A 12,675-nucleotide genomic window follows, 5' to 3' on the forward strand; every position below is an offset into this window, starting at 1 on the left:
GGCCCGACACGCCGAGGCGTGCGCCTGATCACACAACATAAACTATTTACGTACCGAGATAGTAGATTGATCATCGTGGTTGTCAACCACCCCCTCCAACGCAGGGGGCTCGACACCACGAGAAATGTTGGTACCCAGCGCGATCGAGCTAGGAGGTGGAGTTTGCGCAGCATGACCACGCGGAGGCTCCGCGTGCCGATCTACGACACGGAGCCGGGTGCGCGATCGCATCGCAGCTCAACCGACTGGGCGCGCCCGCCATTGCGCGCGTCGTTATATATTCGTTACCATCGCGGCACCGTGAAAACTTTCGGTCGGATGCGCAGGGGTAGCTGGTTGGCAGTTCTGCTGCTGGCCGCTCTGGTGATCGCTCCTGCCGCCGATTGCCTGCTCTTCCAGGGCCACACCGGCCCGCAGGGCCATCACTCCATCACCGCCGCCGCGCCCGAGGCCGACCACGACCACGACCACGCCATCAATGACGCGCCGCAGCAGTGCGTCGCGCACGCCGTGCACTGCCCGGACAAGGCGCTGCCTGCGGGCATCGTGTCGCTGACATCGGCCGCGCTGGTTCTCGCCGCTCTCACCGCGGCAGTGTGGGCACCGGCATCGACACCAGGCTCGCTCGCTGGGGGTATTCGAGGTCCACCTGCTGCGCCGCGCTCGCCGGGCGGGCGCACCGTTCTGACTCTGTACTGCATTTCCCGACGCTGACCGGTCAGCGCCAGGCCGACCCAGTCGTGTCGGCCGGTGCTCGCTGCCCACCGTCGTGGCGTACCGCGCAAGCGGGCGCCTGTGCAGAGAAGAGACAGCTACCGTGAACACCACCCTCCCCACTGCCGAATTCGGTCACACCCGTCGTATGCTCGGCGCACCCGACGCCGCCGACGCCCCCCGGGGCCTGGTCGGCAACACCCCTGTGCTGTGGATCGGGGAGCCTCTGGCCGCCGCCGATCGTGGATTCTGGGCCAAGCTGGAAGGATTCAATCCCGGCGGGATGAAAGACCGGCCCGCTCTGCACATGGTGCACAAGGCGCGCGAACGCGGCGACCTGGCACCCGGCGCGCGCATCGTCGAATCGACCAGCGGCACCCTGGGCCTGGGACTGGCGCTGGCCGGGATGGTCTACCAGCACCCGGTGACCGTCGTTACCGACCCTGGGCTGGAACCGATCGTCGCGCAGATGTTGGCCGCCTACGGCGCCACCGTGGACCTGGTCACCGAGCCCCATCCTGTCGGCGGCTGGCAGCAGGCTCGTCGTGAGCGCGTCGCCCAGCTGCTGGCCGCCGAGGACGATGCCTGGTGCCCGGATCAGTACAGCAACCCCGACAATGTCGATGGCTACGAGTCTCTTGCCTTGGAACTGATCGAGCAGCTCGGCACCGTCGATGTCCTGGTCTGCGCGGTCGGCACCGGCGGACACTCCGCCGGTGTGGCACGGGTCCTGCGCCGCTACAACCCGGACATGAAACTGGTCGGTGTCGACACGATCTCCTCGACGATCTTCGGCCAACCGGCCGGGCCGCGGCTGATGCGCGGCCTGGGTTCGAGCATCTACCCCGCCAACGTCGACTACGAGGCCTTCGACGAAGTCCACTGGGTCGCCCCCGCCGAATCAGTGTGGGCATGCCGCGCTTTGGCCGCCACGCACCACGCGACCGGTGGATGGAGTGTGGGCGCGGTCGCGCTGGTTGCCGGGTGGGCCGCCCGCGTCGCCGCGCCGGGGACCCGGATCGCGGCGGTGTTCCCTGATGGGCCCCACCGCTACTTCGACACCATCTACAACGACGCCTACTGCGCGCAGCACGGGCTGCTCGACACCGCCGCACCGGTGGCGCCCGAGGCGATCGAGCACCCGGGAGACCGGGTCGTGCAGCGATGGACCCGCTGCACCACGGTCGTTTCGCCGACAGCTCTGAGAGAAGGGCAGCTCGCCTCATGACAGTGGTCGCCAAATTCCGCAGCTTCGACCTGCCCGCGCGGCTGCTGATGATCAACCAGTTCGGCATCAACCTCGGCTTCTACATGCTGATGCCGTTTCTGGCCGGTTACCTGGCCGGTCCGTTGGGGCTGGCGGCGTGGGCGGTCGGTCTGGTGCTGGGTGTGCGCAACTTCTCCCAGCAGGGCATGTTCCTCATCGGCGGTACCCTGGCTGACCGGCTCGGGTACAAACCGTTGATCGTGGCCGGCTGTTTGCTGCGCACCGGCGGTTTCGCGCTGCTGGTCTTCGCTGATTCGCTGCCCGCGGTGCTGATCGCCTCCGCGGCGACCGGCTTCGCCGGTGCCTTGTTCAACCCTGCGGTGCGCGCCTATCTCGCCGCCGACACCGGCGAGCGTCGCGTCGAAGCCTTCGCGGTGTTCAACATGTTCTACCAGGCAGGGATTCTGGCCGGTCCGCTCGTCGGGCTGGCCTTGATGGCGGTCGATTTCCGCGTCACCGCCGGTGTCGCTGCGGCAGTGTTCGCCGCCTTGACCATCGCCCAGCTGTTCGCCCTACCCGCCCGGCGCGGTGAGGCCCCTGCCGAGAAGACCTCGGTGCTCGATGACTGGCGGCGGGTCATCTCCAACCGGCGTTTCCTGGCGTTCTCGGTGGCGATGATCGGCTCCTACGTCTTGTCGTTCCAGGTCTATCTGGCCTTGCCGCTACAGGCGGAATTCATCGCCGGGGCCCGGTCACAAACCCTGGTCTCGGCACTGTTCGTGGTCTCCGGTGTCGTCGCCGTCGCCGGGCAGCTCCGCATCACCGCCTGGTTGCGTGCCCGCTGGGGGCCCGGCAAGAGCCTGGTCGCCGGAATGGCGGTGCTCGCCGCGGCGTTCATTCCGCTGATCGTCGTGCCCACACCGAGTCTCTTCGGCACCGTGGCCGCGGTGACCGCGCTCCTGGTAACGACCACACTGCTCGCGATCGGCACCGCGGCGGTGTTCCCGTTCGAGATGGACACCGTGGTGTCGCTGTCGGGAAACAAGCTGGTCGCCACCCATTACGGCTTCTACAACACCGTCGTCGGCGTCGGAATCCTGATCGGCAACCTCGCCACCGGCACCCTCGTCGGTGCCGCCCGCGACGCCGGACTGGACTGGCTCGTCTGGGCGGGGTTGACCGCGATCGGCGTCCTCGCCGCCTACGCGTTGTTGCGACTGGAACGCACCGACCGCGCCACCACCGCACCCGAGCAACACGTCACCGGACGTCATCGTCTGCCCAGCGGACGTCATCGGCCCACCGAACCCGCGTTCGCGGGCGCGGATACGGTGACCACACCATTGCGCCGACGTACCGGATATCGCGCCGAACCGGTGAAACCGCGAAGAGCATCGACCGAGCCCCGACCCGCGCCGGAGTCCGCCCAACACACCTACCGCCGCCAACCCCCGCCGCCCCGGCTGCGACAGCCGGCAGAGGACCGCCTCGGTCCCGCGCCTCGTATCCCGACCGGCGCGCCACCACCGTGGCCGGGCTCGGAACCCGACCGGCGCCCACATCGCCGGGTTCCACCTCCCACACCACGCACCCACCCCTCTGCCGAGGACCGGCGCTCGCGTTATCCCGCCGCCGGACCGGAAACCAGGCGGTGAGGCCCGCCTGGTTGCACAGCCAGGCTGGTGATGACGTCGAGCGCCGGGGCCCTCCCACAGGGTCCCGGCATCCGACCGTTAGTCACCACCCACTCAAGGACACATGAAATGACTTCAGTTCTGCGGCGCCTCGCCGTGACCCTCGGCGCCGCTGCGGCCGCTACCGCGCTGGCCGGCGGTGTCGCCTCGGCGCACTTGGGCGTCGAGGCCCCTGGCGCCAAGCAAAAGGCCTCAGTGGTTCTCACCTTCCGCATCTCCAACGAATCCGAAGAAGCCTCGACCACCGCGCTGACCGTCGAACTGCCCGGCCTGAAAACCGCGCGCACCGAACCGATGCCCGGGTGGACCGCGACAGTGAACAGGGACGCGGCCAAGATGGCGACCTCCGTCACCTGGACCGCGGAACCCGGATCCGGTGTCGGCCCGGGACAGTTCCAGCGTTTCGATCTCTACGCCGGGCCGCTGCCCACCCAGGACACGGTCTCCTTCCGTGCTGTGCAGACTTACAGCGACGGCAAGGTCGTCACATGGGACCAGCCCAGCGCCGAGGGTGCACCCGAACCGGAGTTCCCGCTGCCGGTCCTGGCGCTGTCGGCCGCTCCCGAGGGTGACGGACACTCCCACGCCGCCGGTCCGGCGGCGGCCCAGGGTGGGCACGATTCCGAGACCGGCACCGATTCGGCGACCCGCTGGATGGCTGTCGGCGGGGTGGGCCTGGCCGTGATCGCCGCGGCCACGGCTGTGGCAGCACTGGCGCGCACCCGCCGCGCGTCTCGCTAGTCACCGCTTCACCAGTGGGTGCCGGGTGCGGTTGTCCGCACCCGGCACCCACTGGTCCTGTCAGGGCGAGCGCGCGGCGCTGTTCCGGAGACCCCTCGAGGCAGAAACAGCGGGTCAGCCGCCCAGGGCGCAGACGCCGATCCCACCTGCGGCGGCCAGGGTCGCGATCATCGGTCCCAACACGACCGCGGCGATAGCGGCCGAGGCGGCGAAACGATTCATCCTGGTGAGTACCGGTGGCTCGGCGAGTCGGCGGACCCGATCGGCCAGGCCTACTTCCGTGGCCGCGACGGGGGCCTTGCCGGGAGAGTCGGCCAGTGTCAGCAGTGCCTCACACACGGTGATGGGCCCATAGATGTCGGCGGCGGCGTCATCGGCGATCATCTCGACCAGGCGCCCCACCTGGGCGGCGCCGGTGACGAACAACTCGACCCGGAACACCGAGGCGAACGCTCGTGTGAAGGCGAGCAGCAGATGATGGCGTCCGTTCAGGTGGGCGCGCTCGTGGGCCATGACCGCGCCCAGTTGCTCGTCGTCGAGAGTTGCCACGATGCCCTGGGTCAACACGATCGTGTGCGGGTTCCCGGCCACCGAATACGCCGCCGGTTCGGGATGATCGAGCACCACCGCGTCATGTCGGTCATGAGGGCGACCGACCATCCGGGCCGCTTGCGCATGCTGGTGTGTCACAGAGCGCGCCCGGAGCAGCGAACCGCACAACCGCCACACCGCAACTGCGGCCGCGATCACCGCCAGCCCCGCCAGTGCCCACAATCCGACCTGCACAGCGGCTCCGTAGATGCCGCTCGCGGCGTCGTGGAGCTGTCGGAAACAGCGTCCGAGATCCAGATGCTGATCAGCGAGCAGATCACGAACGACATCGACGCCGAGGAACACCATCGCGACCGCCCCGGACAGCAGTGCCGACACCATAGCGCTGACCCAGGCCACCAGCCCCAAGCGTGGATGTTGCCCGTCACCGGCCGTCCGCAGCAACAGCGGCGGCGCCAGCACCACTACGACCACGATGTAAGCCAGTAGGCACAGCGCCACACTCATGACATCCCCCGCAGCGCCTGGACGCCGACGATCGCGGCCGTACGCACAGACGTCGATGGCACCGATTGGCTCCTCTGCCGGATCGAGATACGGGCGTTGCACACAGTATTTGCAGCCTGCCGCCATACTATCGGCAGCCGAAGGCGCCGACTGATTCCGCCGCCGAGGCGCCAGTCATGAACACCGGCCGGGCAGTTGCATTCCGCTACATCTACTATCTACTGACGTAGATTGTGCTTGCGCCGGTCTCGGCGCGGGCGCCCCTAAGAGCTGGAGTGTTGGCCACGGCCGTGGCGCGTGATCCCCTCATCTCGCGCGCTCGGTCAGGCCATCGAGAGTGGGGGCGACGGCTCGTGGCGTCGTCTCCACTCTTGGTTACTCGCGCCGCGATTTCGCTCGCGTTCGCGGGCGGGGTGGGCGCCCGGGTCGTAGTCGCCACCCGAACCCAATGCCGCGCTGATCTACACATGGCGCCGCTTGTGGAGGCAAGCGCGACACCCAGCCTTGTGCACGAGAGCCCGAGGGCCATTGCGCCGTCGATCGGTGCCATGTCCATCTGGTTAAAGACTGCGCGGCGAGAGACTGCGCGCTTACCCGCGTTGGGCGGCCCTGGCTCCCGATCAGCTCACGGCAATTTCGGTGCTCATGCCGAGTTCCCGATGGTTTCCGACCGAGCACCACAGTGTGTAAGAACCAGGCTCCAGGTTTACGGTCAGCTCGCTCGAGCCGCCGCTTTCTATCCGCGATGTGCGCTGTGATTCCACGCCTGGACCCAGGATCACAAGATCATGAGAGACCGAACCGGAGTTCTCGACGACGAACGTGTACGTTCCCGGTGTCAACCGAGAGTTAGGCACGTTTATCGCGAATTCGGTCTCACTGACTTCAATCCGTGTCGAATCGACCGCGTCGGATGTGATGACGGATTCTTGAGCAGTTGCCGGGCCGTCCGTATCCACGCCCTCAGAGCTACATGCCGACAGTGCCAGCGCTGGCAGCACGGCGAGGACCGCGTACAACTGCCGTTTCGTCCACCAGCCTCGTCCCGAAGCCATGGCGATCTCCTGATCTCCGATGTAGACCAAGCTCCTATCCAATCTCATAGGATAGTCCCTGAGCCCGGCATGAATCTACGCCTCGAAGGCTGTTGCATTCTTCGACAGCGCTGGCTAGCGTTCTACTGAGGCGGATAGTACTTGTGCCGATTGGTGATTCCGGCACAAGGCACCCCCGAGACCCCGGGGTGTCGGCTGCGGCGGAGGCGTGCGATTCCCTTCATCTCGCGATGCCTCCGCCTCAGTCATCACAGGTGGGGCGACGAGTCGGGGCGTCGCCCCACGTCAGCGTTCTCGCGCGAGCGGTTGTGATTGCGATGCTCAGCGCCGCCGAGACGCGGTTGATTGGATGCCTTCCTGCGGCGGATGGAGTCCGTCCGCACGCCTCGATGTGGTTCTCACCGTGGTCGTGATGTGCCTGGTGAACTAATGTTCGAGACATCGACTACGTAGTGAGGAAGTAGATGATGGATGGTGGGTCCGTAGTCCCCGAGTCGACTGCTCGGCAAGACGGGGACCGGTTGTTGTGGCTCACCGTATCCGCCGTGGTGATCGCGCTCGCCGGCACAGCACTGCGGGTGGTCGGGGTGCCGTCGGTGGACCTGCACGGACCGACGCATTACCTCGGGCTCATGGATCCGTTCTGTGGCGGAACCCGGGCAACGTACCTGTTGCTCGATGGGGACGTGTCGGCCTCTGTTCGCTACAACCCAGGCGTGCTCGTCCTCGCCGTCGTTGTTGTCCTTGCCCTCGCCCGCGGCACGCTCGGCGTACTCACCGGCCACTGGTTGCAGTTCGCGTTGCGTCCTGGCCTGAGCCGGGCGGTGCGGATCGTCGCCGTGGTTGGGATGCTCGTGTTGTGGGGGCGTCAGCAGATCAACGCGGACCTGCTGACGCAACCCTGGTCGGCCCCGTAACTATCCGTCGACTACCGCGGTATAGCCGAGCTCGGTGATCGCGGCGATCACGTCGTCGGGGGTAGTGACCGCGGCATCGAGCTCCACGGTGCTGCGGCCCTTCTTCATCGAGGTTTGCGTGCCGGCCACGCCGGGCAGGTCCTCGAGGGTGTCGTCGATGAGCAGTGCGCAACTGCCGCAGTGCATGCCTTCGATCCGGAAAATAAGGGTTGTCATGCGGTGTTGTCCCTTCAGAGAATGGTGATAATGCCTGAGTACATGCCCATGCCGCAGGTGTAGTCCAAGCGGCCTGGCTGCAACGTCCCCAGGTCGATGCGGGTTTCACCACTGGTCGGCAGCGTCGTGGTAATGCCGAGGCTCGGTAAAACCATCGACCGGACACATCCCTGCGTTCGGCTGGTTTTGACGACGAGCGTGGTAGGGACGCCCGAGACGGCTTCGATGTTTTCCGGGCTGTAGGCACCTGTCTTCGCGGTCACCGTCAGGGTCTGCACACCGTCGGCGACGATGGCGGCCGAGGCATCCGCTGCCGGCGGTTCGACACCGATCGACTCCACGATCCGACTGGCCGCCAACGGCGAACCGGCGAGCTCCAAGCCGCCATTTACGGTGTAGAAGCCCATCGCGAGCACTACGACACCGGTGGCCAAGGTCAATCGGCCCCGCCACGCCGTCGCCGCGACTCGCGCGGCGTATCCGAGTACCGCGAACAGCGGGCTGGTACCCAGCACGAAGACCGCCATGATCGCCGCACCCCACCATGGTGACCCCGAGGCCAGGGCCAGCGCTGCCACCGACAGCGTCACCCCACAGGGGATCAGGACCGTGAGTACACCCAGCGCTGCGGGCGCCACCGCGGCCTGCGAACGCGCCCGCTTGCGCAGTACGCGCATCCACGACGCCGGTGGTTCGACAACGATGCCCCGGAATCCCGGCACACCCAGTTGCGCGAGACCGAAGGCGATGATCAGAAGTCCGGCCCCGATCTGCAGCCAGGTCCGCGCACCGGTCGACAACTGCACGGCACCGCCCACCGCACCCAGCACCGCACCGAGCACAGTGTGTGACACCAGTTTCCCGGCGAGGAACCCGCCGACCGGGGCGAGATCGTCGGCCACGCGCCGATACCAGTCCGGGTTCGATGTCGTTGTCACAGCCACGTCGCCGGAGGTTCGCGCGGTGGACGAGGTCGTAGTGACCGCTGATGCCGCGGCGCGCTGACGGGTGATCAACCCGGTGAGCAGCCCACCTTGCACGGCGGCACAGGACACGCCACCGGCGAACAAGCCGGTGACGAGAACAGGAACGAGATTCACAAAAGACTCCTGCGAGGAGAGGAACGTGGAGGGCATGAGTAATCGCACCGGCGGCGGAGCTGTCGGTGCGATACCCGGGACGGTCACAGCACCCGATGCATCCCGGGCGAGGGCTTTCTATGTCCGTAACACGCAGAGTTGCGCCAGGGTCGGCGCACGCGGCAGGACCGCCCGCACCCCTGTCAGCCCTACATTCTGAACCTGCCGCAGCACAGTGACGGTGACTTCCCGACGCGCAAAGACGAATACCGCCAGCAACGCCAAGAAGGCCGCCAAGCACGCCATCGCCAACCCCACCGGCGGCGCAGGCGCGGCATCCTCGACCATCGGCATCGGCGCATCAGGCGCCTGGACGCCCTTCCCGGAATCGTGGCCTCGGTCGTGCGCGTGCGAACTGGGATCATCGCCTCTCGCGCCGCACTGACCCGCGTCATCGCGCATGACAACCGACTGCGCCATCCCCATCGGCATCCCGGCCTGGCACTGGGCCCCATGAACGAGCGCGATCCCGACTAGCGCCGACAGCACGATCGCGAGCCGCAGCAGCGCGGCTCGTCGCGGAATCATCGGCGCGAAGATCACGCGACGATACTACTAAGCGATTTCGTAGGTTGTTCGGACGGTTCGCCACACGCGCGATCCGCCAGCCTGAGCTGGTCGCATCTGTGCCACGTGGCCAACTATCAGACTTTCGGCGGGCGCGCGGCTCACCCATTAATACCGGAGGGGGGTATAATCGTGGTCAGGCGATAGTGAGGCGATCGCGAGACTTCAGGAGGTTTGTCATGAGCACCATCACTGTGACCGTGAGCGGAATGACCTGCAGCTGCTGTGCGAAGTCGGTGATCAAGGAAGTCGGCAAGATTGCGGGTGTTACCGGGTAGAAGCCGACTTCGCCAGCGGGCACGTGAGCATCGAAGCGACGGGCCCACTCGACCGAAGCGCAATCGCCGCGGCTATCGGCGAAGCCGGCTATCAGCTTGCCGACTGACCGAAGCCCTCTGTCTCTCTATCAGTTCTCAGATCCATCTTCATCGCGGTACGGATCGGAGTCAGCGATGAGCACCACAACGCAACCGCCCACCCGGATCGAGTTGGCCATCGGTGGTATGACCTGCGCTTCGTGCGCCAATCGCATCGAAAAGAAACTGAACAAGCTCGACGGGGTCACCGCCACGGTCAATTACGCCACTGAGAAGGCGCGCGTGGAATACTCCGGCGAGCTGACGCCGGAGAGCCTGGTTGCAACGATCGAGGAAGCCGGATACACCGCCGCGCACGCGGCCTCGAAGATCGGGGCAGAAGAACACTCGGCAACGGCCACGGACGCGGATGACCCGACTGCCTCGCTCCGGCAGCGCCTGCTCATCTCGCTGATCCTGACGGTGCCGGTGATCGCCATGGCGATGATTCCGGCACTGCAGTTCACCAACTGGCAGTGGCTGTCACTGACACTGGCCGCGCCGGTAGTGATCTGGGGTGCGTTGCCGTTCCACAGAGCCGCCTGGACCAACCTGCGCCACGCGACCGCCACCATGGACACGCTCATCTCCATCGGCACGCTCGCCGCACTCGGGTGGTCGCTGTACGCACTGTTCTGGGGCACCGCCGGTATGCCGGGAATGACGCACCCGTTCGAACTGGCCATCGCTCGTGAAGGCGGCGCCGGCAACATCTATCTGGAGGTGGCGGCTGGCGTTACCACATTTATCCTCGCCGGACGCTACTTCGAGGCCCGCTCCAAGCGGCAGGCCGGTGCCGCGCTGCGAGCGCTGTTGGAGCTCGGCGCCAAAGAAGTATCGGTGCTGCGCGACGGTAAAGAGGAGCGCATACCCGCCGACCAGCTCGCAGTCGGCGATCTTTTCGTCGTGCGCCCCGGGGAGAAGGTCGCCACCGACGGTGCGGTCGTGGAAGGTTCGTCGGCGGTCGACGCCTCGATGCTGACCGGTGAGTCCGTGCCCGTGGAGGTAGGCATCGACGACGCCGTGGTCGGCGCCACCGTCAATGTAGGCGGGCGAATCGTGGTACGTACGAGCCGGATCGGCGCTGACACTCAGTTGGCCCAGATGGCCAAGCTGGTGGAGGAGGCCCAGAACGGCAAAGCCCAGGCTCAGCGGCTGGCAGACAGAATCTCCGGGATCTTCGTACCCATTGTGATCGCGCTGTCAGTGGTGGCGCTCGGGTTCTGGCTCGGTACCGGAGGTTCTGTCGCCGCGGCCTTCACCGCCGCAGTCGCCGTGCTGATCATTGCCTGCCCCTGTGCCCTTGGCTTAGCCACGCCCACCGCGCTGATGGTCGGTACCGGCCGTGGTGCGCAGATGGGCGTCCTGATCAAAGGGCCGGAGGTGCTGGAATCGACCCGACGGGTGGACACCGTGGTGCTGGACAAGACCGGTACCGTCACCACCGGCAAGATGAGCCTGCTGAAGGTCTACGCCGCCGAGGGCGAGGACGAGGTGCAGATCCTGGAGTTGGCCGGGGCGCTGGAGGATTCCTCCGAGCACCCGATCGCGCAGGCGATCGCCAAGGGTGCCCGGGAGAGGGTCGGCGATCTCGGACCGGTGCAGGGCTTCGCCAACGTCGAGGGTCTGGGTGTGGAGGGTGTCGTCTATGGCCACTCGGTTGTGGTCGGGCGTCGCCGTCTGGTGGCCGAGCATGTGCAAAACCTGGACTCGGACTTGGAGCAAGCCATGGCCGCTGCCGAATCCGAGGGGAAGACCGCCGTCGCGGTGGCCTGGGGCGGTAGGGCACGCGGGGCCCTGGTAGTCGCCGATACGGTGAAACCAACGTCCGCCGAAGCGATTACACAACTGCGTGCGCTGGGGCTGACACCGATGTTGCTGACCGGTGACAACGCTGCCGCGGCGCGGGCCATCGGCGACGAGGTCGGCATCGAACAGGTGATCGCCGAGGTGCTGCCCCAGGACAAGGTCGACGTCATCAAGAAGCTGCAGGCCAACGGCAAGGTCGTCGCCATGGTCGGTGACGGCGTCAACGACGCGGCGGCGCTGGCCCAGGCAGACCTCGGCTTGGCCATGGGCACCGGCACCGACGTAGCGATCGAGGCCAGCGACCTGACCCTGGTTCGGGGCGATCTACGGGCTGCGGCAGACGCGATCCGGTTGTCGCGCAAGACGCTCGGCACGATCAGGGGCAACCTGTTCTGGGCGTTCGCCTACAACGTCGCCGCTTTGCCGCTGGCGATGGCAGGTCTGCTGAACCCCATGTTGGCCGGTGCCGCGATGGCGTTCTCCTCGGTGTTCGTCGTGAGCAACAGCTTGCGTCTGCGCCGCTTCCGCTCCCACAACGGTTGACGTACGCGCGTCAGTTGATGTCGATGGTCCCGTCGAAGATCAGCGGCGTCGGACCCGGCTGGCATCCACTGAAGCTGGTCGTCGGCATCGGGATTCCGTAGCCGATCCGATTCGGCTCGCCGTTGATGCCCTTGGTGACGGTAATCTGGATGGCCATCGAATCGGGTGCGAACATCATGACCGGTTCAGCGGTCGTGATCGGATAGATCAACGAGACGGTATTTCCGTTGATCGTCAGGCAGGTCACCGGGCCGGTCACACGCACCGGTAATGGCATATTTCCCAACCGCCCGCTCGCGACGTAGGTGCCAGTCGCCGGGCCGTCTCCTGTGCCTTGGGCGTCGATATGCAGCACGTTCATGCCCAACACCTGCATGTTGCCGTCGATCGCGACCGATCCCGGATCAGCTGCGGCTTGTCCAGCCCCCGCGACTATCGCCGCGGACGCCAAAGCAGCAGATGCGGCCAGTCGAGTGAGTTGAATCGTCATCGGTATGCCTCCTGGTTGATTGCTCCTGGTAGGCGCATACCCTGCACGAAGGTGTTCACTCTGACCGGTCTTCCCAGAACACGGCATGGTCGATAGCGACATGATCTGTCCCCGCCGTGGGCGACGGAGACAGACCGGTGGCCGGGTTTACAGCAATGCGTCCAACGC

12 protein-coding genes and 1 pseudogene are annotated in these 12,675 nt (G+C 66.4%); 7 read left to right on the forward strand and 6 right to left on the reverse strand.

Going from position 1 to position 12,675, the window contains the following annotated elements; all coding sequences use genetic code 11:
* The first annotated feature begins 192 nt into the window (after positions 1-192).
* The 4 genes and pseudogenes from lpqS to NI2_RS05175 all read left to right on the forward strand — a co-directional run bounded on the left by lpqS (position 193) and on the right by NI2_RS05175 (position 4,356).
* A complete protein-coding gene (gene lpqS, locus NI2_RS05160) occupies positions 193-714 on the forward strand; it encodes a putative copper homeostasis (lipo)protein LpqS (protein WP_133734030.1) in 522 nt (173 codons plus the stop codon).
* A gap of 148 nt (positions 715-862) precedes the next feature.
* A complete protein-coding gene (locus NI2_RS05165; RefSeq protein WP_084475928.1) occupies positions 863-1,942 on the forward strand; it encodes a PLP-dependent cysteine synthase family protein in 1,080 nt (359 codons plus the stop codon).
* Positions 1,939-3,189 (forward strand): annotated as a pseudogene (locus NI2_RS05170) (MFS transporter); the annotation flags it as partial. The gene NI2_RS05165 and the pseudogene NI2_RS05170, both read left to right, overlap by 4 nt.
* A gap of 495 nt (positions 3,190-3,684) precedes the next feature.
* Complete coding sequence (locus NI2_RS05175) at positions 3,685-4,356, forward strand: YcnI family copper-binding membrane protein (protein WP_067486527.1); 672 nt, start codon at positions 3,685-3,687, stop codon at positions 4,354-4,356.
* Between the two features lie 114 nt (positions 4,357-4,470).
* On the opposite strand, the gene NI2_RS05180 is transcribed toward NI2_RS05175, so the two are convergent.
* Entirely contained in the window at positions 4,471-5,415 is a 945-nt protein-coding gene (locus NI2_RS05180) for a M56 family metallopeptidase (protein WP_067486530.1), read from the reverse strand.
* A 620-nt stretch (positions 5,416-6,035) separates the two neighbouring features.
* Entirely contained in the window at positions 6,036-6,500 is a 465-nt protein-coding gene (locus NI2_RS33560; RefSeq protein WP_133734031.1) for a hypothetical protein, read from the reverse strand.
* A 434-nt stretch (positions 6,501-6,934) separates the two neighbouring features.
* Here NI2_RS33560 and NI2_RS05185 point away from each other — a divergent pair, with 434 nt between their 5' ends.
* On the forward strand, positions 6,935-7,387 hold the full coding sequence (locus NI2_RS05185) for a DUF2752 domain-containing protein (protein ID WP_067486533.1): 453 nt from the start codon (positions 6,935-6,937) through the stop codon (positions 7,385-7,387).
* Here NI2_RS05185 and NI2_RS05190 read toward each other — a convergent pair whose 3' ends face one another.
* The 3 genes from NI2_RS05190 to NI2_RS05200 form a co-directional block, all read right to left on the reverse strand.
* A complete protein-coding gene (locus NI2_RS05190; RefSeq protein ID WP_067486536.1) occupies positions 7,388-7,603 on the reverse strand; it encodes a heavy-metal-associated domain-containing protein in 216 nt (71 codons plus the stop codon).
* 14 nt (positions 7,604-7,617) lie between these two features.
* Positions 7,618-8,703 carry an urease accessory protein UreH domain-containing protein gene (locus tag NI2_RS05195; protein WP_243749906.1) on the reverse strand — a complete coding sequence of 362 codons (1,086 nt, stop codon included), beginning with the start codon at positions 8,701-8,703 and terminating at the stop codon, positions 7,618-7,620.
* Between the two features lie 117 nt (positions 8,704-8,820).
* On the reverse strand, positions 8,821-9,285 hold the full coding sequence (locus NI2_RS05200; RefSeq protein WP_067486543.1) for a hypothetical protein: 465 nt from the start codon (positions 9,283-9,285) through the stop codon (positions 8,821-8,823).
* Between the two features lie 203 nt (positions 9,286-9,488).
* Between NI2_RS05200 and NI2_RS35625 the strand changes: the two genes are divergently transcribed.
* Both NI2_RS35625 and NI2_RS05205 read left to right on the forward strand, forming a co-directional pair.
* Positions 9,489-9,587 (forward strand): cation transporter, encoded by a 99-nt coding sequence (locus NI2_RS35625; protein WP_371851936.1) that lies wholly within the window; start codon positions 9,489-9,491, stop codon positions 9,585-9,587.
* A gap of 174 nt (positions 9,588-9,761) precedes the next feature.
* Positions 9,762-12,017, forward strand: coding sequence for a heavy metal translocating P-type ATPase (locus tag NI2_RS05205; protein ID WP_067486546.1), 2,256 nt, complete (start codon positions 9,762-9,764; stop codon positions 12,015-12,017).
* Between the two features lie 10 nt (positions 12,018-12,027).
* Here NI2_RS05205 and NI2_RS34930 read toward each other — a convergent pair whose 3' ends face one another.
* Positions 12,028-12,507 carry a hypothetical protein gene (locus NI2_RS34930; RefSeq protein WP_067486548.1) on the reverse strand — a complete coding sequence of 160 codons (480 nt, stop codon included), beginning with the start codon at positions 12,505-12,507 and terminating at the stop codon, positions 12,028-12,030.
* Positions 12,508-12,675: the final 168 nt, after the last annotated feature.

It is taken from the genome of Nocardia ignorata NBRC 108230, assembly GCF_001612905.1.
Classification (GTDB): domain Bacteria; phylum Actinomycetota; class Actinomycetes; order Mycobacteriales; family Mycobacteriaceae; genus Nocardia; species Nocardia ignorata.

What these genes read in the sequence shown, in the direction of transcription:
- NI2_RS35625 (WP_371851936.1), top strand. Translation starts at nt 9,489, where the DNA reads ATGAGCACCATCACTGTGACCGTGAGCGGAATGACCTGCAGCTGCTGT.
- NI2_RS05190 (WP_067486536.1), bottom strand. Translation starts at nt 7,603, where the DNA reads ATGACAACCCTTATTTTCCGGATCGAAGGCATGCACTGCGGCAGTTGC.
- NI2_RS05180 (WP_067486530.1), bottom strand. Translation starts at nt 5,415, where the DNA reads ATGAGTGTGGCGCTGTGCCTACTGGCTTACATCGTGGTCGTAGTGGTG.
- NI2_RS05175 (WP_067486527.1), top strand. Translation starts at nt 3,685, where the DNA reads ATGACTTCAGTTCTGCGGCGCCTCGCCGTGACCCTCGGCGCCGCTGCG.
- NI2_RS05205 (WP_067486546.1), top strand. Translation starts at nt 9,762, where the DNA reads ATGAGCACCACAACGCAACCGCCCACCCGGATCGAGTTGGCCATCGGT.
- NI2_RS05165 (WP_084475928.1), top strand. Translation starts at nt 863, where the DNA reads ATGCTCGGCGCACCCGACGCCGCCGACGCCCCCCGGGGCCTGGTCGGC.
- NI2_RS34930 (WP_067486548.1), bottom strand. Translation starts at nt 12,507, where the DNA reads ATGACGATTCAACTCACTCGACTGGCCGCATCTGCTGCTTTGGCGTCC.
- NI2_RS05185 (WP_067486533.1), top strand. Translation starts at nt 6,935, where the DNA reads ATGATGGATGGTGGGTCCGTAGTCCCCGAGTCGACTGCTCGGCAAGAC.